Origin of the sequence: Anoxybacillus sp. J5B_2022, from assembly GCF_026847645.1 — a bacterium.
Classification (GTDB): domain Bacteria; phylum Bacillota; class Bacilli; order Bacillales; family Anoxybacillaceae; genus Anoxybacteroides.
The window spans coordinates 21152-43586 of record NZ_JAPSMC010000002.1; the positions used below are offsets into that span (position 1 = coordinate 21152).

At 43.4% G+C, this 22435-nt stretch carries 19 protein-coding genes and 1 pseudogene; 19 read left to right on the forward strand and 1 reads right to left on the reverse strand.

Annotated features, from left to right (window positions below; genetic code table 11):
- Positions 1-92 precede the first annotated feature (92 nt).
- The 17 genes and pseudogenes from M4I42_RS00820 (at position 93) to M4I42_RS00900 (ending at position 19045) form a co-directional block, all read left to right on the forward strand.
- Positions 93-1798: pseudogene (locus tag M4I42_RS00820) on the forward strand (methyl-accepting chemotaxis protein).
- A 118-nt stretch (positions 1799-1916) separates the two neighbouring features.
- A complete protein-coding gene (gene miaA, locus M4I42_RS00825) occupies positions 1917-2864 on the forward strand; it encodes a tRNA (adenosine(37)-N6)-dimethylallyltransferase MiaA (RefSeq protein ID WP_268850376.1) in 948 nt (315 codons plus the stop codon).
- 32 nt (positions 2865-2896) lie between these two features.
- Entirely contained in the window at positions 2897-3121 is a 225-nt protein-coding gene (gene hfq, locus M4I42_RS00830) for an RNA chaperone Hfq (RefSeq protein ID WP_183251478.1), read from the forward strand.
- A gap of 454 nt (positions 3122-3575) precedes the next feature.
- Positions 3576-4508 carry a stage V sporulation protein K gene (spoVK, locus tag M4I42_RS00835; RefSeq protein ID WP_268850377.1) on the forward strand — a complete coding sequence of 311 codons (933 nt, stop codon included), beginning with the start codon at positions 3576-3578 and terminating at the stop codon, positions 4506-4508.
- Between the two features lie 137 nt (positions 4509-4645).
- The gene (locus M4I42_RS00840) at positions 4646-6205 is read left to right on the forward strand and encodes a fatty acid--CoA ligase (RefSeq protein ID WP_268850378.1); all 1560 of its coding nucleotides are present in this window, start codon (positions 4646-4648) and stop codon (positions 6203-6205) included.
- A 12-nt stretch (positions 6206-6217) separates the two neighbouring features.
- Positions 6218-7366 carry an acyl-CoA dehydrogenase family protein gene (locus M4I42_RS00845; protein WP_268850379.1) on the forward strand — a complete coding sequence of 383 codons (1149 nt, stop codon included), beginning with the start codon at positions 6218-6220 and terminating at the stop codon, positions 7364-7366.
- A gap of 15 nt (positions 7367-7381) precedes the next feature.
- Positions 7382-8485, forward strand: a complete 1104-nt coding sequence (locus M4I42_RS00850) for a CaiB/BaiF CoA transferase family protein (protein ID WP_268850380.1) — start codon at positions 7382-7384, stop codon at positions 8483-8485.
- Positions 8448-10055, forward strand: a complete 1608-nt coding sequence (locus M4I42_RS00855) for a long-chain fatty acid--CoA ligase (protein ID WP_268850381.1) — start codon at positions 8448-8450, stop codon at positions 10053-10055. The genes M4I42_RS00850 and M4I42_RS00855 overlap by 38 nt, the downstream gene beginning before the upstream one ends.
- 12 nt (positions 10056-10067) lie before the next feature.
- Positions 10068-10916 carry a 3-hydroxyacyl-CoA dehydrogenase family protein gene (locus M4I42_RS00860; RefSeq protein ID WP_268850382.1) on the forward strand — a complete coding sequence of 283 codons (849 nt, stop codon included), beginning with the start codon at positions 10068-10070 and terminating at the stop codon, positions 10914-10916.
- A gap of 14 nt (positions 10917-10930) precedes the next feature.
- On the forward strand, positions 10931-12103 hold the full coding sequence (locus M4I42_RS00865) for a thiolase family protein (protein ID WP_268850383.1): 1173 nt from the start codon (positions 10931-10933) through the stop codon (positions 12101-12103).
- Positions 12104-12265: 162 nt separating this feature from the next.
- A complete protein-coding gene (locus M4I42_RS00870; protein WP_268850384.1) occupies positions 12266-12850 on the forward strand; it encodes a TetR/AcrR family transcriptional regulator in 585 nt (194 codons plus the stop codon).
- Positions 12851-12917: 67 nt separating this feature from the next.
- Complete coding sequence (gene ribB, locus M4I42_RS00875; RefSeq protein WP_328284572.1) at positions 12918-13565, forward strand: 3,4-dihydroxy-2-butanone-4-phosphate synthase; 648 nt, start codon at positions 12918-12920, stop codon at positions 13563-13565.
- A 30-nt stretch (positions 13566-13595) separates the two neighbouring features.
- Complete coding sequence (locus M4I42_RS00880) at positions 13596-14864, forward strand: 1-acyl-sn-glycerol-3-phosphate acyltransferase (RefSeq protein WP_268850385.1); 1269 nt, start codon at positions 13596-13598, stop codon at positions 14862-14864.
- Positions 14837-17089: an MMPL family transporter gene (locus M4I42_RS00885; protein ID WP_268850386.1), complete on the forward strand. Its 2253-nt coding sequence runs from the start codon at positions 14837-14839 to the stop codon at positions 17087-17089. The genes M4I42_RS00880 and M4I42_RS00885 overlap by 28 nt, the downstream gene beginning before the upstream one ends.
- Complete coding sequence (locus M4I42_RS00890) at positions 17086-17703, forward strand: hypothetical protein (protein ID WP_268850387.1); 618 nt, start codon at positions 17086-17088, stop codon at positions 17701-17703. The genes M4I42_RS00885 and M4I42_RS00890 overlap by 4 nt, the downstream gene beginning before the upstream one ends.
- Complete coding sequence (locus tag M4I42_RS00895) at positions 17703-18446, forward strand: 3-oxoacyl-ACP reductase family protein (RefSeq protein WP_268850388.1); 744 nt, start codon at positions 17703-17705, stop codon at positions 18444-18446. The genes M4I42_RS00890 and M4I42_RS00895 overlap by 1 nt, the downstream gene beginning before the upstream one ends.
- A gap of 14 nt (positions 18447-18460) precedes the next feature.
- The gene (locus M4I42_RS00900; protein ID WP_268850389.1) at positions 18461-19045 is read left to right on the forward strand and encodes a class I SAM-dependent methyltransferase; all 585 of its coding nucleotides are present in this window, start codon (positions 18461-18463) and stop codon (positions 19043-19045) included.
- Between the two features lie 66 nt (positions 19046-19111).
- Here M4I42_RS00900 and M4I42_RS00905 read toward each other — a convergent pair whose 3' ends face one another.
- On the reverse strand, positions 19112-19720 hold the full coding sequence (locus M4I42_RS00905; RefSeq protein ID WP_268850390.1) for a trimeric intracellular cation channel family protein: 609 nt from the start codon (positions 19718-19720) through the stop codon (positions 19112-19114).
- Positions 19721-19869: 149 nt separating this feature from the next.
- Here M4I42_RS00905 and hflX point away from each other — a divergent pair, with 149 nt between their 5' ends.
- A complete protein-coding gene (gene hflX, locus M4I42_RS00910) occupies positions 19870-21120 on the forward strand; it encodes a GTPase HflX (protein WP_268850391.1) in 1251 nt (416 codons plus the stop codon).
- A gap of 13 nt (positions 21121-21133) precedes the next feature.
- Positions 21134-22402, forward strand: a complete 1269-nt coding sequence (locus M4I42_RS00915; RefSeq protein WP_268850392.1) for a methionine gamma-lyase family protein — start codon at positions 21134-21136, stop codon at positions 22400-22402.
- Positions 22403-22435 lie beyond the last annotated feature (33 nt).

Sequence of the window (22435 nt, forward strand, 5' to 3'; positions counted from 1 at the left end):
TTATAAATACTGTACTCGTTTAATCCGATAAAAAAAGAGAAGAGAGAAATGGTGATGATTGTTTGCATGCTGCTTGATAAAATATGAATTGAATGGAGGCGCTTTTTGTGAAGATGACAGTGCGTAAAAAATTATTTGCCGGCTTTTCAGCTGTGTTAGTCATTTTAGCAGCCGTTGTCGTCATCGCTTATTATGAAATGACATCTGTTAACAATCATATGCAATTAATGAACAATAAAGTCCAATCATTAATTGCGGTAAAAGAATTACAAGTGATCGTTCGGCGTGAACAAGGTAGTATGCGCGGGTATTTGCTCATTGGCGATGATACGTCATTAACGAACTTTAATCAAGCGCACGATGATTACAAAAAATTGAGCAGCGAATTAGCGCAAAAACTTGATCATCCAGAAGCAAAGTCGTTTCTTCAGCAGTTAGATAAACTAGAGCAGCAATTTTATCAATTCGGACAAGAAGCTTTTCAATTAAAACAGCAAAATAAGGTGAATGAGTATACGCAATTAGTGGCAACGAAAGGAAGAGAGATTACCAAGCAGTTTGAAACAACGGTTGAACAACTAGCGAAGATAGAACAAACAGAGGTAAATCAAACGAATAATGCGACATCAGCAAGTGTTGATGCAGCAAAAATATGGATGCTTACATTCGGTCTTATTGCTTTGTTTGTCGGAGTGATCGTGGCCTATTATATTAGCCGAATCATTTCCCGTCCTGTTGTCGCTGTTTCAGAAGCAGCGAAACGCATTGCAGCAGGCGATCTTACAGGCGAAGCCATTGCAGTGAAAAACAGCGATGAAATTGGTGAACTAGCAACCGCTTTTAATCAAATGTCTCAACATTTGCGTGAAGTCATTCAGCAAGTGGCGACAAACGCTGAACAAGTGGCCGCTTCATCCGAAGAGTTGACAGCAAGCGCAGAACAAACAAGCAAAGCGACGGAGCAAATTACCGTTACATGCAAGATGTCGCTTTAGGGATGGAAAAGCAGGTAGAAAGCGTAGAGGAAACATCCCGGACAGTTGAACAAATGTCCGCTGGGGTACAGCATATTGCTGAACGTTCACAAAACGCAGCAATCATCGCAGGAGGAGCCTCCGAAAGAGCGTTGCAAGGCAGCCAAACGATTCAAACTGCTGTGGAACAAATGAACTCGATCAATCAAACCGTAACAGGATTAGCGAACGTCGTCAAAGGATTAGGTGAACGTTCGAAGCAAATTGGACAAATTATTGAAGTGATTACGGGAATTGCGGAACAAACGAATTTGCTAGCATTAAATGCAGCGATTGAAGCAGCAAGAGCAGGAGAAAATGGGCGGGGATTTGCCGTTGTAGCGGACGAAGTGCGAAAGCTAGCCGAACAATCCGCGCAATCTGCACAGCAAATTTCAATGCTTATTACTGCCATTCAACAAGAAACGAATGAAGCTGTTCAATCAATGGAGATCGCAACAAAAGAAGCATCAAACGGAATTGTTGTGATTCATACAGCGGGCGAATCGTTTGTCGAAATTAAAAACGCGATTGAAGAAGTGGCGGTACAAATTCAAGAAGTTTCCGCCTCTGTCCAACAAATATCTACAGGTGCTGAACAAATTGTACAATCGATGCAATTGGTTAGTAAAATTGCCGAATCAGCAGCTTCAGGAACGCAAGAAGTTTCGGCAGCAACGGAAGAGCAGCTGGCGTCGATGCAAGAAATTTCTGCTTCCGCGGTCGCTTTATCTAAAATGGCTGAAGAATTGCAACAACTCATTCAAAAATTTAAAATATCGTAGTCGGATGGCAAGAAAAAAGAGATCGAGAACTCTTTTTTCTTGCCGAAAATCGTGATAAAATTCCCTTTACTTGGATATAATAAATCAATGTGACACGATGCAGAAAGTAGTGATTCCCATGGGAGAGAAACTTGTCGTTTTAATCGGACCGACCGCTGTGGGGAAAACGAAAATGAGCATTGAACTCGCGAAACGGCTCAATGCAGAAATTATTAGCGGCGATTCGATGCAAGTTTATAAAGGAATGGATATCGGCACAGCAAAGATTACGCGTGAAGAAATGGAAGGGATTCCGCATCATTTAATTGACATGAAAGCTCCAGACGAATCATTTTCCGTCGCTGAATTTCAACAGCTCGTCCGTCCTTTAATTCGAGAGATTACAAGGCGTGGCAAACTGCCGATGATCGTTGGTGGGACTGGACTTTATATTCAATCGGTGATTTACGACTATCGTTTTTCCGATGCGCCTTCCGATGAAACGTACCGTCAGCATTTGTACCGCATCGCGGAAGAAAAAGGAGAAATGACCCTTTATGAAACACTAAAAGACGTTGATCCGGAAAGCGCTGGACGCATCCATCCCCGCAATATACGGCGCGTCATTCGAGCGCTCGAAATTTACCATTGCACAGGAAAAACGATGACCGAATGGCAACAAACACAGACGCCCGAACTCCTATATGATGTAGCGATTATCGGACTGACAATGGAGCGAGAACAACTATACCGTCGCATTAATGAGCGGGTTGATCAAATGATGGCTGCCGGATTGCTTGAAGAAGTAAAATCGTTATACGACCGCGGCATTCGCGACTGCCAGTCCATTCAAGCGATCGGTTATAAAGAAATTTACGCTTATTTAGACGGACAACTTTCGTTAGAAGAGGCGATTGAACAGCTCAAACAAAATTCGAGGCGTTATGCGAAGCGGCAGCTGACATGGTTTCGCAATAAAATGCCTGTTCGCTGGTTCGATATGACTGATCTCTCTAAATTTTCCGAGAAACGGGATGAAATTTTACAATACATAGAAGGAAAGCTTCAACTAAAGACGAATATATAAAAATAGGTAGAGAGAAAAGAGGAGGCTAATTCATGAAAACATCCATCAACATTCAAGATCAATTTTTAAACCAATTGCGCAAAGACGGCACGCAAGTAACGGTATTTTTACTTAACGGATTTCAGCTTCGGGGTTTGGTGAAAGGCTTTGACAATTTTACCGTACTTTTAGAAGTTCAAGGAAAACAGCAGCTCATTTATAAGCATGCGATTTCTACGTTTGCACCGGAAAAAAACGTTCAGCTTGAAATTCAATAAACACATAAGGTCGTCCGCTCCACGCTAGAGCGGGCGATTTTGTTTTCGTAAACGGTAAAAAAGGTGAATACAATATTAAAGAAACAGGCGTGTTGATTAACCAATAAAAACCAGTTGACATCGCTCTATTCCTAGCTTTTCTGCCGTTGTCGGCAAACGGTTCGTTTGCCGACTGGGCATGCGCACGCATGCCCTCCTCGAACAATGAACGCTTTGCGGGCAAATTACATTTGCCCGCCGGCGTTCTTGTTCGAGGAAAAGGCAGAAAAGCTTATGGTCAGCCATATGATTCTATGTTTTTTAGTAAAATAATGGATAATCAACACTAGTGTTAAAGAAACGTTCTTAAAAAAGCGCGCGATGTTGGGAAACACCGATAGGCATTTGTCACAAAGATGGATGAACAGACGTATACTGAAAAAAGTAAAGCACCATAAAAGCGAGGTGACAATCGTTGTCAGAAGTAACGATGAACAAAGCAAAAGGACAAATTAACATTGTCTTAAACTCGAAAAATATGAACCATTTAGTAAAAGAGGAGCGTAGCGAAGGAATTGATTACGAACAGCATGCTATATTAAAAGATATTCAAAAAGAACTCGATCAGCTCATTGGGCTCGAAAACGTCAAAAAAATTGTGAAAGAAATTTATGCATGGCTATATATTAATAAAATGAGAAAAGAAAACGGATTAAAATCGAATAAGCAAGCCCTTCATATGATTTTTAAAGGAAATCCAGGAACAGGAAAAACAACGGTAGCCCGCTTATTAGGAAAACTATTTTTTGAAATGAACGTATTATCCAAAGGGCATTTTATCGAAGCGGAACGGGCGGATTTAGTCGGCGAGTACATCGGCCATACGGCCAACAAAACGCGCGACTTGATTAAAAAAGCGCGCGGCGGCATTTTATTTATTGATGAAGCCTATTCATTAGCGCGTGGCGGCGAGAAAGATTTTGGGAAAGAGGCGATTGATACGTTAGTAAAAGGAATGGAAGATCATTGTGAAGATTTAGTCGTCATTTTAGCGGGTTATCCGGCGGAAATGGACTATTTTCTTTCACTAAATCCAGGATTGCCATCCCGCTTTCCATTAATCATCGAATTTCCTGATTATACAGTTGATGAATTAGTGAAAATCGCCAAACAAATGTTGCGGGAGCGTGAATACGAGTTTACATTTGAGGCCGAGCGCAAATTATACAACCATATTGAAGAATTGCTTGAAACAAAAAAAGAGAAAAAATTTAGCAACGGCCGCTATATCCGCAACTTAATTGAAAAAGCGATTCGCAAGCAGGCAGTCCGTCTGCTTTATGAAGGACGTTATGATAAAAAAGAATTGACGCTCATCCGCGACCGCGATTTAATCATCCGACTGTAAAGGAAGGTGTTCCCTTCCTTATTTTTTCTTTTAATTGAAGAAGGGTTTTTTCGAAACGATGTAGAATGTAGTGAAAAAGAACAGAATATACATTATTTTTAGAATTATTTGAATAAAATATTAAAGGAGGGCTTGCTTTGTACATGACGATTGGCGAAGTGTTTGCACAAACGGTAAGAAAATTTCCGAAAAAAGAAGCGCTTGTCGATATCCGGACAGGGCTTCGGTACACGTACGAGCAATGGGAGCAAGAAGTGAACGCTCTTGCAAGCGTTTTCTTGAAAGCGGGAGTAAGAAAAGGAGATCGTGTTTCCACCGTGCTATTTAATACAGCTGAATTGGCCACGGCCTTTTTTGCTTGCGCGAAAATCGGTGCGGTATTCAACCCGATTAATTTTCGCTTGAAATCGCAAGAAATCGCTTACATTTTAACGGATGCATCCCCGAAAATTGTTCTATTTGAAAAAGCGGTTGAACCGCAAATCGCGCCTATTCATCACAAATTTCCTCACATTTCATTTTGGTATATTGATGCAGATCCGCCAGCTTATGCAGCTCATTACCACGAACGAATCCAAGCAGCTTCAGCCGAACTTCCACACATTGATGTATCAGAAAATGATTTGTATGCGATTATGTACACAAGCGGGACAACCGGACGGCCAAAAGGAGTGATGCATCGCCATCGCGATATGATCGAGCAAAGCTTGATTTGCAACTCCGTCATGCGCATTCGTGATACGGAACGAGGGCTTGTCACTGCGCCAATGTTTCATTGCGCCGAATTGCATTGTTGCTTCCTTCCGCGCGTTCACGCCGGCGCAACAAATGTTATTGTTCATCATTTCGACCCGAAACAAGTATTGAAAGTCATTGAGCAAGAGCGAATTACCGTATTATTCGCCGCGCCGACGATGTGGAATATGCTCTTGCAAGAGAAAATTTCTGATTACGATTTATCGTCGCTTCGTATCGGCCTGTACGGGGCGGCTCCGATGGCGCCTGTTCTTGTCAAAGAATGTAAAGAGCGATTAGGGATCGATTTAATCCAAGCGTACGGCATGACGGAAATGGGACCGGCCGTAACGTTTTTATTGGAAGATGAACAATTAACAAAAGCCGGATCGGCTGGCCGCGCTTGCCTAAACCATGAAATTCGCATCGTCCAACCTCGTGAAGACGGCCCGTCCGACCCGGATGACATCTTGCCACCGGGGCAAGTCGGCGAAATTATCGTCAAAGGTCCGTGCATGATGGTCGGCTACTACAATCGTGAAGAAGCGACAGAAAAAGCGTTATACAAAGGCTGGTATCATTCCGGCGACTTAGGGTACATGGATGAGGACGGCTATTTATATGTGGCCGACCGCGTCGATGACATGATTATTAGCGGCGGCGAAAACGTGTACCCGCGTGAAGTGGAAGATGTGTTATATGAACATAAAGGAGTGCTTGATGTGGCTGTTCTTGGAGAGCCAGATGAAATGTGGGGCGAAAAAGTTGTGGCATTTGTTGTCAAAAAAGATCCGAACGTCACCGCCGAAGAACTTGATCAGTTTTGCAAAAACAGCGACCGGCTTGCTCCGTATAAACGGCCGCGCGCGTATTACTTTGTCGACGCTTTGCCGCGGAATGCAAGCGGAAAAATCCAAAAATTTCTGCTTCGCGAACAAATGAAAAAAGCGACGCAATCGTAAGAGGGTGACAAGATGGCAGCAACTTATTTACGCGAAGAGCATCACATGTTCCGTGATGCGTTCCGTAAATTTTTACAAAAAGAAGCATACCCGTTTTACGCAGAATGGGAAAAGAAAGGAATGATTCCGCGTGAATTTTGGCGGAAAATGGGGGAGAACGGGTTCCTTTGCCCGTGGGTCGAGGAAGTATACGGTGGGTTTGGCGCGGATTTTGGCTATTCGGTCGTGATGAATGAAGAACTGGAAAAAGTGGGGTCAAGCCTTGTCGGCATCGGCTTGCATAATGACATCGTCGTCCCGTACATCGCGTCGTACGGAACAGAAGAACAAAAGAAAAAATGGCTGCCGAAATGCGTGTCAGGGGAAATTGTGACGGCCATTGCGATGACAGAGCCGGGTGCCGGTTCGGATCTAGCCGGCATTTCGACAACAGCAGTAAAAAACGGAGACCATTATATTGTCAACGGGCAAAAAACGTTCATTACAAACGGCATTCATGCCGATTTAGTCATCGTCGTCTGCAAAACGAACTCGCAGGCAAATCCGCCGCATAAAGGCATTAGCCTGCTTGTCGTCGAGCGCACAACGCCGGGGTTTACACGCGGTCGGAAGCTAGAAAAAGTCGGATTGCATGCCCAAGATACAGCGGAGTTATTTTTTAGCGACGCGAAAGTTCCGGTGGAAAACTTGCTTGGGGAAGAAGGAAAAGGGTTTTACTATTTAATGGAAAAATTGCAGCAAGAGCGGCTTATTGTCGCGATTGCCGCGCAAACGGCTGCAGAAGTGATGTTTGATCTCACGAAAAAATATGTAAAAAGCCGGTCGGCATTTGGAAAAACAATTAGCCAATTTCAAACCGTCCAATTCCGGCTTGCAGAGATGGCTACGGAAATCGCATTAGGCCGAACGTTTCTCGATGATGTTATTCAACAACATATGGACGGGAAGGATGTCGTGACAAACGTATCGATGGCGAAATGGTGGATTACAGAAATGGCCAAACGTATAGCGGCAGAGGGAATGCAACTTCATGGCGGCTATGGCTATATGGAAGAATACGAGATTGCAAGACGCTACCGCGACATCCCAGTTAGCGCGATTTATGCCGGAACGAATGAGATTATGAAAACGATCATTGCAAAAAGCCTCGATCTCATATAGAAAGGGGATGACCGTTTGTTAGAAGGAGTAAAAGTCATCGATTTTTCCCATTATCTCCCTGGTCCATTTGCCAGCCTCCGCTTAGCCGATTTAGGCGCGGAAGTAATCAAAATCGAGCCGAAAACAGGGGATATGATGAGGAAGCTTGCCGACGATTGCATTTTTGAAGCGAACAACAAAAATAAGCGAAGCATTGCTTTAGATTTAAAAAACGCGCAAGACTTCCAAGCGGTTCAGCAGCTCATCTGCCAAGCGGACGTCGTGATCGAAAGCTTCCGTCCGGGGGTGATGAAGCGGCTCGGGTTAAGCTACGAAGATGTGTATGCCCTCAACCCGTCGATCGTTTACTGTTCGATCAGCGGCTACGGTCAGCATAGCCGGTATGCATCGTTAGGAAGCCACGATTTAAATTATATGGCGATAACAGGTGTGCTGGCGCAACTAAAAGATCAAAGCGGCCGCCCCGTTCATCCGGCGATTACGCTTGCTGATTTAATCGGTAGCATCCATGCCGTTGAACAAATTGTCGCTGCGCTATACGCTCGCGAGCGAACGGGGAAAGGGCGCTACATTGACCTTGCGCTTGTTGACGGCTTGCTTTCGATAATGACGAACCATTTTGTGCTCGAGCATCATACCGGACAAAAAAACGGTATTTCTGTATTAGCTGGCACGATTGTTTCGTATCATCTGTACGAAACGAAAGACGGGCGGTACGTGTCGCTTGCGGCGCTTGAACCGCACTTTTGGAGAAATTTTTGTCTCGCAGCCGGCAAGCCGGAGTGGCTCGATGGGCATATGTCTGCTGCTCGCGAAGACAACCCTGTATTTCAAGAGCTTACCCATTGGTTTCGCTCGAAAACGCTGCAACAGTGGATTGAATTTAGTGAACGAGTCGATTGTTGCTTAGCGCCGGTGTTAGAAACGGATGAGGCGAAAACGTGGTTTGCGAGCGATATGTACCGAAAAATGATTCATATCGACAACGAACGAATCGAAGTAGCAACTCGCTACGACGAACATTTTTTTACAAAACGTACACGAGCACCAAAGCTAAACGAACATGGAGGAGTGAGTGCAAATGATGAACGTTCCATTAAATATTGCGACAATGCTTGAACGTGCTGAAATGTTTTTTCCGAAAAAACAAGTCATTTCGCGGATGAAACATGGCCTTGTTCGCCATACGTATAAAGAAATTGGCGAGCGCACACGAAAGCTAGCTAGCGCGTTACGAAAACTTGGCGTAAATACGGGCGACCGTGTCGGCACGTTCGCTTGGAACCATCATCGTCATTTAGAAGCGTATTTTGCCATTCCGGGAATCGGGGCGGTGTTGCATACGATCAACATTCGCCTGTCACCGCAACATATCGCTTACATTATTAACCACGCAAACGATCGAGTGCTACTTATTGATGACGATTTATTACCGCTCATTGAACGGGTGAAAGACGAGATAAACGTCGAAACGTTTATCATCATGACGGATGAACCGACGCTTCCAGAGACGACGCTTTCGCCGGTTTACCATTATGAGGAATTACTACAACAAGCGGAGCCGATTTCGTTTGTCAAAGACATCGACGAACATAGCCCAGCTGGCATGTGCTATACGTCAGCGACGACAGGAAATCCGAAGGGTGTTTTATATTCCCATCGAGGAATTGTACTCCACAGCATGGCGCTAGGGCTTGCCGATAGCGCCGCATTGTCGGAATCGGATGTCGCGTTGCCAGTCGTGCCAATGTTTCATGCGAATGCGTGGGGCTTGCCGTTTGCCGCCGTTTGGTTTGGGACGACGTTAGTGATGCCGGGCGCAGCGTTTACGCCGAAAATATTGGCAGAGCTGATGGAACAAGAAAAAGTGACGCTTGCGGCTGGTGTGCCGACCGTTTGGCTCGGCTTGTTGAACGAATTGGAGAAAGGATCGTACGATTTAAGCAGTGTGACGCGCATTTTATGCGGCGGTTCAGCAGCGCCAAAAGGAATGATTCGCGACTTTGAAGAGAAATACGGCATCCCGTTTGTACACGCTTACGGCATGACGGAAACGAGCCCGCTTGTCGTCCTTTCGCGCCTAAAAAGCTATCAACAACATGTATCAAATGAAGAAAAATTAGAAATTCGCGCGAAACAAGGCTTTCTTGTACCGGGCGTGGAAATGAAAGTGATCGGTAAAGACGGCGAAGTGGCGTGGAACGGGACGGAGATGGGAGAGCTATGTTTGCGCGGCCCGTGGATTGCGGACGAATATTATAACGACGAACGAAGCAAAGAGGCGTTCCGCGACGGCTGGTTATATACAGGCGATGTCGTAACGGTTGATGAAGAAGGGTTTATTAAAATCGTCGACCGTACAAAAGACGTCATTAAAAGCGGCGGGGAGTGGATTTCGTCTGTCGATTTAGAAAATGCGCTTATGGCGCATGAAGCGGTATTTGAAGCGGCCGTTGTTGCCGTACCGCATCCACAGTGGCAGGAGCGACCGATTGCTTGCGTGGTCGTCAAAGAAGGAAAAACGGTCACGAAAGACGAGCTATACGATTTTTTACGGCCGCAGTTTGCAAAATGGTGGCTTCCGGATGATATTGTGTTTATGAACGAAATTCCGAAAACAAGTGTCGGAAAATTTTTAAAAATGAAATTGCGTGAACAATTGCGTGATTATTTTGCGAATGTTCAATAAGGGGGGAGTTCAATGGTGCAAACAATTGCTGTCATCGGTGCTGGCTTAATGGGAAGCGGCATCGCCCAGTCGCTAGCGATGGGCGGTAAAACCGTTTATTTATACGACATTTCTGAAGCGGCGTTAGAAAAAGGAGTGAATTCGATTCAAAAAAGCCTTGCCCGTTTTGTCAAAGCAGGCAAATTATCGGAACAAGAAGCAACGAATGTCCTTTCCCGCATACAAACCGAAACAAATTTACAAGAAACGGTGAAAGATGCCGATATTGTCATTGAAGCAGTTCCAGAACATTTACCATTGAAAAAACAAGTGTTTGAACAGCTCGATCACTATACGAAACAAGAGACGATTTTGGCAACGAATACGTCGGAATTAAGCGTGACGGCCATTGCTGCAGCGACAAAGCGCCCAAGCCAAGTCGTCGGCATGCATTGGTTTAATCCTGCGCCGGTGATGAAATTGATTGAAATCGTCAAAGGGGTCGCCACATCCGAAAAAACAATTGAAGTGATTCAACAACTGTCTGAAGAAATCGGCAAGGAAACGGTCGTTGTCAAAGATATGCAAGGGTTTGTGACAACAAGGGCGCTCGCGGCGCATATGATTGAATGTATTCGCATGTACGAAGAAGGAGTCGCTTCCGCCGAGCATATCGACAAAGCGATTCGCCTTGGGCTCAATTATCCGATGGGGCCATTAGAGCTTGCCGATTTAGTCGGGTTAGATACGATGCTTTTTGTCAGTGAAAATATGACGGAAGCATATGGCGACCGGTTCCGTCCGCCACAGACGCTCCGGAAGCTTGTCGAGGCGGGACATCTCGGCCGAAAAACAGGCAAAGGATTTTACACATATCAATGAAAGAAGGGGAAGACATGCGAGAAGTGGTGATTGTCGAAGCCGTACGCACCCCTGTCGGCAAGCGAAACGGGGTGTTTCGCGACAAACATCCGGTTCATTTAGCGGCAGTTGTGCTTGATGAAGTTGTCGAGCGAACTGGGATAGAAAAACAGTTGATCGAAGATATTGTGATGGGTTGCGTGACGCCGATTGGCGAGCAAGGATATAACATCGGGCGTTTAGCGGCGTTAGAGGCAGGATTTCCGGTTGAAGTGCCGGCGGTGCAAATTAACCGTATGTGCGGCTCCGGCCAGCAAGCCATCCATTTCGCCGCCCAAGAAATTAAATCAGGCGATATGGAGATTACGATTGCCGCCGGTGTTGAAAGCATGACGAAAGTGCCGATTTTAAGCGACGGAAATGAGCGGACGATTCCGCCATCGCTGCACGAAAAGTACGAATTTGTGCACCAAGGCATTTCTGCGGAATTAATTGCCGAAAAATACGGATTGACCCGCGAGCAATTGGATGAATATGCGTATGAAAGCCATCAGCGTGCGCTTCGGGCGCAAGAAGAGGGCCGCTTCAACCAAGAAATCGTGCCGGTTCAAGGGCTTGACCAAGATGGAAATGAAATCATCGTGACAGCCGATGAAGGGCCGCGCCAAGATACATCGCTTGAAGCGTTGGCGGCGTTGAAGCCGGTCTTTAAACAAAACGGGAAAATTACTGCCGGCAATGCGAGCCAAATGAGCGACGGCGCAGCGGCGGTACTACTGATGGAACGCGAAACGGCACTTCGCCTCGGTTTGAAGCCAAAAGCAAAAATCGTCGCCCAAACGGTCGTCGGCTCGGACCCGACATATATGCTTGACGGCGTCATTCCGGCGACAAAAAAAGTGTTGCAAAAAGCGAACCTCACCATTGACGATATCGACCTTGTCGAAATTAACGAGGCGTTCGCCCCAGTCGTATTGGCATGGCAAAAAGAAATTGGCGCACCGCTCTCGAAAGTGAACGTCAACGGCGGTGCGATCGCCTTAGGTCACCCGCTCGGGGCAACCGGCGTCAAACTCATGACATCGCTCGTTCATGAACTCGAACGACGTCAAGGGCGCTACGGCTTATTAACGATTTGCATCGGTCACGGCATGGCAACCGCGACGGTGGTGGAGAGATGGGAAGGGATAGAAAAAAAGGAGGTCTAGAGCCTCCCTCTTTTTCTGGGAAAATAACGAATTAATGAGTGGGTGTTTTCATACTTGGTTGGTGAGTAAAAATCGCTCATGAGTGTTTTGCATAAAAAACTTGATTATATTGGAGGATTAATTGTATAATATGGGTGACTAGTCACCCGGGGAGGGGGAATAATGGAAGCAACCAAGCCCAAAAAAACAGAAATCATTGAAGTTGCTGCTAGAGAGTTTGCAGAGAAAGGATATGATGGTGCAAATATCAATGAAATTGCAATAATGGCTGGTATTGGGAAGGGTACAATCTATCTCTATTTCAAAACAAAAAAAGAGCTTTATCTTGAAACCATTAGAACAATTGTTGATCGATTTAACAAAACGTCAGACAACATTATTTCTATGGATTTAAACTCATTTGAAAAACTTAAGCTTACTATTGAAACGTTTTTTCAGCTAGAACGAGAAAGTATATCCTTCTTAAAGCTGTGGTCGAGGCATCAGTTTCAGAATAATCCTGTATTTCCTGAAGAGGTATCGGAAATCTTTAAAGACTTGCGACAGCCATTGTGTGAAATTATTGAAGAAGGAGTTGAGAAAGGAGAGATTTCAACCCCTTATCCAACTGTCATAGGTTACTTTATTCTATCGATGATTGTTATGTTGATGCCAACCCTTCAACGTCCAAATAGTTTACCTTTAGTTAGAGAAGAAGAGCGTATACCTTTTATTTTAGATATTGTTCGAAAATTATTGCAAAAATAGAGGGGTTACCTCTCTATTTTTGCAATAAAGGGTGACTGGTCACCCATTATAATCAAGGGGGAATAATATGAAGTTCGACACTGTAGAAGTTGCTTTAGAGGCTCTAGCACAAGGGAAAATGATTATTGTTTCCGATGATGAGAACAGAGAAAATGAAGGTGATTTAGTTGCGATTGCAGAACTTATAACACCCGAAACAATTAATTTTATGATTACTTATGGAAAAGGGCTTGTTTGTATGCCAATTACCACAGAACTTGCTCGTAAACTAGATCTTCGCCCAATGATAGAAACTAATGGAGAATATTTAAAAACTGCATTTACTGTTTCAATTGACGCTCATCCAAAATTTGGTGTCACCACCGGTATCTCTGCATGGGACCGTGCGAAAACTATTAAGATAGCTTTGCGAGAAAATGCTGTACCAGAAGATCTTGTTCGCCCGGGGCATATTTTCCCTTTGATTGCGCGAGAAGGAGGAGTATTTGCAAGAATGGGGCATACTGAGGCTGCTACTGATCTTGCGCGGTTAGCAGGTTTCAAGTCAGCGGGTGTAATCGTTGAGATTATTAATCCAGATGGTACAATGGCAAGGCAACCAGATTTATTTGAATTTAAAAAGAGGTTTAATATCCCATATATAACAATTGCTGATTTAATTGAATACCGTTTGAAGTTTGACAAACAAGGCATGGAAATGACTTCAAAGAGATAAAAAATTATATCCAGAAAAGAGGGTATTATTATGATCGGCGTAATTTCTAGGGCAGTTATTACAGCCATCACACGTCGATTTTTCCTTGGAAAGATACATGGGATTGAACACTTGCCAGATAAAGGACCTTATATAATTGTAGCAAATCATGCAAGTTTCATGGATCATTTTATTATTGCAACTGTGCTTAGATATTACCGGAAAGAAAGGGTTTACTATCTAACAAAAAAAGAATCTTTCGAAACTTTTCTTTCACGAATCTGGCATCTTTCAGTCGGATGTATTCCCTTGAACCGAAATGCAGCGGATACAACTGCCTTTCGTACAGTACTTCGTTATCTGGCAGATGGTAAAATTATTTGTATTTATCCAGAAGGTACGAGAAGTTTTACTGGAAGAATGTTGCCAGGTAAACCAGGAGCTGTTAAATTAGCAATGCTTGCTAAGGTTCCAATTGTACCTATTGGAATGGAAAGGACCTTCGATATCCTTCCGAAAAATCGAATGATTCCTCGGCGGATAAGAGCCATCGTCCGAATTGGAGAACCAATTTACCCGGGGAAGGGACGAGGGAAAAAAGAGATTGAGGTAGCTACGCTTCATGTTATGAGAGAAATTGCAAAACTGAGCAATGAAACTGGAACAGATTACGAAAAGCTTTCGAATGAGAATGGAATTAAGCCTCCCAATGCACTTGAGATGTTAGATGTTGCTACAGAATGGAATGAAATTGGAATACGGCAAGGCTTAACCTACCCAATTCCTCCAAAGTTATTATTTTATCGTGCAAAGTATATTGCGGAGGAAGTGCTAAAGACAAATCCTGAACTTCCACGGGCGCATTTTGAATTAGGAAGGGCCCTTGGTCGTTTGGCTCTTCTAAGTAATCCGGTTAAAAAGATTTTTTTGGCTTTTAAGTCAAAAAGAAGATTTGAAATGGCAATTCGTTTAGATCCCAAATTTGCACATGCTCACTATGCTCTAGGTATGTGGTATCTTTCCATTCCAAAGATGTTTGGTGGGGATCCGAAAAAGGCTTTGGCCCAATATCAGCTAGCAGTGCAATTGAATCCAGAGGAAATCTTTTTATATATGGGACTTGGACAATGTCAATTAAAACTTAACTTGATTGAAGATGCAAGAAAAACTTTCCTGCGTGTTCTTGAATTGCCTTCAATTCGTCCTGAGGATGACAGGAGAAAGCTAGAAGCTATGGTACAGTTATTAAGAATTGAGCCTTACACAAAATTTGAAAGAGGGTTGATATATTCATGTTTTACTGGCTTGCAAAATGGGTGACTAGTCACCCAAAGAAAATTATATTCTTTTGGATTCTTTGTTTATTGTCATCTATTAGCTTTGCACTCAAATTACCGAACGTGTTGACCGCTGGAGGGTTTAATGATCCAAAGAGTGAATCAATGAAGGCTCAAAAAATTCTCGAGGAAAATTTTAGTAACCAGTATCCACAGCAATTACTCATTGTAATTAAGAGCAGTCGGTACACTGTCGATGATCCCAATTACGAAACGGCTGTAAAACGGATTGTGAGTGTGGTACGTCAGAACTCAAAGATAGAAAATATTGAAAGCTATTACGATCATAAAAATGATGCTTTTATAGGGAAAGATAAGCACAATACATTCCTAGTCCTTGGACTAAATATGAGTGAAGATGAAGCCGCTAACTTTGTTCCAGCATTAAGTAGACAACTAAAAGAGAAAGTAACTGGGTTAGATGACTACCAATGGTGGGTTACTGGCGGACCAGCGTTAAGTTATGCACTGAACGATGCAACGAAAAAAGATTTGTCTTTTGCTGAAATGATTGCATTTCCTGTAATGATTGTTATCTTATTACTGGTTTTCCGAACAGTAGCTTCTACTGTACTTCCGCTGTTGATGTCCGCGTTTGCACTAGTGATTACGATGGCAATTGCGTATTTCTTTGCGAAAGATTATACGATGAATATACTTCTTCAAAATGCAGTGAGTATGATCGGATTAGGAGTAATTGTGGATTATGCATTGTTTATCATTAGCCGTTATCGTCAGGAGTTAGAACATTACAGTACTGTTGAAGCGGTGCAGCGAGCTATCGTTTCAGCTGGACGATCTGTTTTCTTCTCTGGAGCTACTGTTGCTATATCGCTTTCCTCTTTGTTTTTGCCAAACATCATGATTTTTAACTCCATTGCACTTGGCGGTGTAATCGTAGTCACAATAGCAGTACTGGTGGCGATTACACTTTTACCAGCTCTTCTAACTCTTATGGGACCACGTATTAATTGGGGAAGAATACCATTATTTAAAGAACGTAAGCCTTCTAAATATTGGGGGAAAATTGCTGTACTCTTAATGAAACGCCCTGTTATTTTTTTAATTCCAGGTTTAATATTACTAAGTTTCATGGCCTATCCATCTTACAAGTTAAATATGCAGGTTCCTGTTGCTTCTGCTTCAATTCTTCCAGAACAAGATGCTGCTCGAAAAGGATTTGAAGTGTTAGCGGGGGACTTCGGTCAAGGAAATGTGTTTCCGATTCAAGTGGTCTTGAAGGCCAAGCATGGTACAGTACTATCAGATGATAATTTAAAGGCAATTGATAGGATTACGAACGATATTCAAAATTTCAATAATGTAGATAAAGTTGTTTCGTTAACAAACTGGAATATTGAATGGAAATTATCTAATTATCAACAGGCTTATAAAGCTTATGACAAACTTCCGGATTTCGTTAAAGACCAATTAAATAAACTGACTAATCATGATCGGGGGCATACAACTACGATATTGTTGGTATCACCGAAAACAGATGCTGACAGTAAAGCATCGCGCGAATTAGTTAGAAAAATACGGAATCTCTTAAAAGAAAATTCGACAAAAAATTTTGAATCTTATGTCGGAGGTCAATCAGCAATTGGAGTAGATTTTGATCAACGAATTTTCAATAATTTACCTATGATTATCGTTACGGTTTTTGTAATTTCTTTCGTGGTTTTGATAGTGTCTTTCCGATCAATTCTCCTTCCAGTAAAAGCGTTGGTATTAAACTCTCTCGTTACACTGGCTAGTATGGGAATGTTAGTAGCTGTTTTCCAACAGGGCAACTTCCGAGGAGCAATTAATTCTATTACTCCTGTTGTATTGTTTGCCGTTTTATTTGGTCTGTCTATGGATTATGAAGTTCTCATTATTAACCGAATTCGGGAGCTGAAAGACGAAGGGATTCCTACTATAGAAAGTATTGTAAAAGGTATTTCCGAAACCGCTGGTCTTGTTAATGGAGCAGCTGCCATTATGATTGCAGTGTTCGGTGCATTTGCTATGGTGAAAGTTGAAGTTGTTAAAGAACTGGGATTTGGTTTGGCAGTAGCTATTCTTTTAGATGCGACTGTGATTCGTTCTGTTCTAGTTCCTGCCATAATGAGAGTACTTGGCGAAGCGAATTGGTGGTTACCGTTCCGCTTTGCCGTCCCGATTAATAACCGAAAAAATGTAGAAACTGAGGAGGGATTATCTTGATCTACGCAATTGGATTTCCTAATTTTCAAGGTATAACATCAATTGAGACTGACTTACCCGTTTTAAATAAGGGTGATGTAGTTGTAATTAATGTGCGGAACCGGTTCTTATTTAAGACCGGTTCTACCCCAACATCATATAGTTTAAAAGCAATTCTTCCAACTCCATCTCAAAAGGAAGCGATTCGACAATTTTTATGGAATGGCGGAACTATTATCACACCATTAGTTGAACCTTACAAACTTGTTACGACAACGGTGTTGAAAGAAGAAATGTCTTGTTCTATTAGAGATAGCTTTGTTCATGTAATAGATGAAACCGCTGGGCTTATAGATTTAGGTATTATGCCGTACGATTGGATAGTTCCAGAGTTAGACATTTTACCGTCTGATGCTTATAGCAGGCTCCAGAAAGTGATGTGTTATTGGAAAAATAATCCATCACAACAATTAACAGTGTTATCTCGAGACTCAATCGAAATGATTTGTTACGATGTTGGAGGAGGAGGGCACCTTGTTTTTACACCATTGTTAAATAAGCTAACCGACTTATCTACTCTACCGAATTTGCTTAGACTTATAGAAAAGTACGTATTTAAAAAGGAGACAGTGTAATGTTGCTAAGAGATAAAGTGGCTGTTGTTACAGGAGCTTCAAGAGGAATTGGTAGAGAAATTGCCATTACCTTCGCTAGGGAGGGGGCATTGGTAGTATTAAATTTTGCGCATAATTTAGAAGGAACCGAAAGCATAGTTCAAGAAATTAGGGAAAATGGCGGGCAAGCTGAGATGTTCCAAGCAGATGTTTCAAAAGAAACAGAGGCGGAAGCATTAATAAATTTTACTTGTGATAGATTCGGGCGAATCGATATATTAGTTAATAATGCGGGTGTCACAAAAGATGGGCTGTTAATTAATATGTCTATTGATGACTGGAACTATGTTATTTCAAATAATCTGTGCGGTACGTTTCTTTGTTGCAAGTTTGCGCTTCGAAAAATGGTTAGGCAGCGATACGGTAAGATTATTAATATGTCATCTATTAGTGGATTACTAGGAAACGCAGGTCAAAGTAACTATGCAGCTTCTAAAGCAGGAATTATTGGATTGACTAAATCAATTGCCCAAGAATATAGTGCAAAAGGGATTACAGCTAATGTTATATCTCCAGGTGTGGTTGATACTGAAATGTCGCGACGTGTTCCGACTGAAGTAAAGCAAATGAAGGTGGATACAACACTTCTAAAACGTCCAGGAACAACTTCTGAAATAGCTGGAGTAGCCCTTTTTTTAGCTTCATCACTTAGTGATTTTGTAAATGGTGCTGTTATTAGAGCAGATGGAGGAATTAGATTTTAGGGAGGAAATACTCTATGTTTGAACAGTGGGTCAATTCTTACGACAACTATCTTCTACACAAGGTTGTGTTTTATAGAGCTTATTCCACAGTATTTAATCACACTCACTTGAATCCGTCTGTTACGATTTTAGATGTAGGTTGTGGCACAGGGGAAGCTGTTAGATTTTTAAGGAAAAAAGGTTTCAATGGGAAGTTTGTAGGCATAGATCCTTCCCCAGAGATGATTCGATTGGCAAGATTGAAAGAAGGGGAGCGAAGAAAATCGAGCTTTTTAATAGCAGAAGCGGAAGCACTTCCTTTTGCTAGAAGTTCCTTTGATTGTGTCATAAGTAATTTTTCTATTCATCACTGGTGGAATCCAGCAGAGGCTATTCGTGAAATACGTCGAGTCTTAAAGCCAGAGGGGGTGTTCATTATTGTAGATATTCGAGGGAATAGTTTAATAGGTAAAATCGCTCGTAATTTCGAGCGATTAATGGGAAGTGGTTTTGATTATTTTGAATGCCATCAAGTAGAACAACTACTCACAGAGGGGGGGTTTAAAAATATACGTTATTTAAATACGAACACATGTTTTCTATCGTTAGTAGCAAGCTAATCAGATGGAAAGGAAAAGAGCATTTGTAACTGACATAAAAACTAAAGCAGCGCCTACTGGACTGCTTTAGTTTTCCGCTTTCAATGATTTATTCGGCAATTTCCAGTTGTACGTATACGATAAAATGCGCAATGCCGCAACGATGACAAACAATACATATAATCCAACGGGGGAGTCGGCGATGCCGGTTCCGACGGCGACACCGGCTAAAATCGCCCAAGCGGCGTAAATTTCTGCGCGAAGGACAAGCGGTTTTCTTCCCGCTAACACGTCGCGAATAATGCCGCCACCGCTTCCTGTTAAAACGGCTGCCACAATTACCGCACTTAGCGGGTGGTTCATGTTGACGGCGTATAACGCCCCTTGAATCGCAAACGCAGAAAGACCGAGCGCATCAAAAAAATTGCCCCATCGTTGCCAATGCGGCAACATTTTTTGCGGAAACAAATAAACGAGCGTCATTGCTAATAGTGCCACATAAAATAGCACCTCTTGTCCCCATAGCGCCGAAACAGGGACACCAATCAATAAATTGCGCACCGCTCCCCCGCCAAACGCAGTAACAATCCCTAAAATATAAACGCCTAAAATATCGTATTCTTCTTCCATCGCCACAATCGCGCCACTAATCGCAAACGCAATCGTACCGATGATGCTTAACACTTCCCATGTCATATCGCAAGTCCCTTCTTCCTTTGTCATACGGTAACCATTTTAGGGGGAACAGACGGGAAAATCAATTATTTTTGAAAGATAGCGATTGGAAGCGAGATTTGGTATGATGAAGGAAGACGTATTTCGCGAAAACGAAAGAAGGTGCGAATTTGGAAGGAAGAGAAAAAGTCATCACGGTCGGCTGCCAATTGCCGCATGTCGACGATGAACGGTTTTCCTATTCGATGGAAGAACTTGCTTCGCTTGTTCATACGGCAAACGGCGAAGTCATCATCATTTTGACACAAAAACGAGAGACGATCCATCCAGCTACTTACATCGGCAAAGGGAAAGTGGAAGAGCTTGTTCGTCTTGTCGAACAGTTTGAACCAGATGTTGTCATTTTTAATGATGAATTGTCGCCAAGCCAAAACCGCAACTTAACGAAGCTGTTAAATGTACGCGTCATTGACCGGACGCAGCTTATTTTAGACATTTTTGCAAGCCGGGCGCGCTCAAAGGAAGGAAAATTGCAAGTCGAACTTGCCCAACTGCAGTACATCTTGCCGCGTTTAAGCGGACAAGGTGTCGAGCTTTCTCGTCTTGGCGGTGGAATCGGAACGAGAGGGCCGGGGGAAACGAAGCTAGAAACAGACCGCCGCCATATTCGCCGCCGCATTGATGAAATTAAAGCGCAGCTAAAAGCAGTTGTCGAACATCGTGAACGGTATCGCGAGCGGCGGAAGAAAAACGCCGTGTTTCAAATCGCGCTAGTCGGCTACACAAACGCGGGCAAATCGACGCTTTTTAACCGACTCACGAACGCGGATGCGTTTGAAGAAAATTTATTGTTTGCTACATTAGATCCGCTCACAAGAAAGCTTGTGCTGCCAAGCGGTTATACGGCGCTTTTGACGGATACGGTCGGTTTCATTCAAGATTTGCCGACGACGCTCGTTGCGGCGTTTCGCTCAACGTTAGAAGAAGTGAAAGAAGCGGATTTTATTTTACATATTGTCGATTCGTCGAATCCCGATTATATTCAACATGAACAAACCGTTTATCGCTTGTTAGAAGAATTAGAGGCGACGACCATTCCGATCGCGACCGTTTACAATAAACGCGACATCGTCCTTCCAAGCTTTGTTCCAAGCCCGAAAACGGATTATATGCTAGTGAGCGCGTTTAACGAACAAGACGTACAAAAACTGCGCCAATTTATTGAAACTAGGATCACAGAAGCGATGGAGCGTTACGATGTGGCGATTCCAGCGTCTGAAGGAAAATTGCTCGCGCAGCTAAAAGCAGAAACGATTGTACGGCAAATGTATTTCAATGAACAAAGCGGCATGTATGAATGTAGCGGCTATCTATTGCCGGAACATCCACTTTTAGTACAACTAAGAACATACAAAAAATAGAAAGGGTTGTTTTATGTTTCAGCATTTAAAATACGGAGAAACCATTTCTGCGCTCGTCAAAGAAATCGAAGCACAAATTGCTCCGATTCACCGAGCGATTGACGCGCGCATTGATTACAATCAATATCGCGTATTACAAAGCTTTCGCCGCCATCAAGTGAGCGATGCCCACTTTATCCCGTCGACCGGGTACGGATATGATGACATCGGCCGGGATACGTTAGAAAAAGTATATGCGGACGTATTCGGCGGTGAAGCAGCGCTCGTTCGCCCGCAAATTATTTCCGGCACGCACGCGATTACAATTGCTTTATTTGGCATTTTGCGGCCGGGAGATGAACTTTTATATATTACCGGAAAACCGTACGACACACTGGAAGAAATTGTTGGAATTCGCGGCAGCGGCATCGGTTCATTGCGAGAATTTCAGATCGGCTACAACAGCGTCCCGTTAACAAGCGAAGGAAAAATTGATTTTGCGGCGGTGGAACAGGCGATCAACGAACGAACGAAAATGATTGGCATTCAACGCTCCAAAGGCTACGATCCTCGGCCATCGTTTACGATTGCCGAAATAAAAGAAATGATTGATTTTGTGAAAGCGATCAAACCGGACGTCGTCGTCTTTGTCGATAACTGTTACGGCGAATTTGTCGAAGAACAAGAGCCGTGTCATGTTGGTGCCGATGTCATCGCCGGTTCGCTCATTAAAAATCCTGGAGGAGGATTAGCGAAAACAGGAGGATATCTCGTTGGCAAACGCGAATATATAAATATGTGCGCCTATCGGCTAACATCGCCGGGAATCGGCGCGGAAGCGGGAGCCTCGCTTTATAGCCTGCACGAAATGTATCAAGGCTTTTTCCTAGCGCCTCACGTCGTCGGCCAAGCGTTGAAAGGGGCGGTATTTACAGCGGCGATGCTCGAGCGCATCGGCATGAATACGTACCCGACATGGAACGCTGCACGCACAGATTTAATTCAATCCGTGCAATTTGACGACCCGGAGCAAATGATTGCATTTTGCCAGGCGATTCAATTCGCTTCGCCGGTCAACTCGCATTTTACACCGTATCCGAACTATATGCCGGGCTATGAAGATGATGTCATTATGGCCGCGGGAACGTTTGTGCAAGGGGCGAGCATCGAGCTGACGGCCGACGGGCCGATTCGCCCGCCGTATGTCGCGTACGTGCAAGGGGGATTGACGTATTCACACGTGAAAATTGCCGTTTGCACCGCCATTGACCAGTTGATCGAAAAACAATTGATTTCTTTGTGAGAAATTATAACATTTTATTGACATATTATCTCA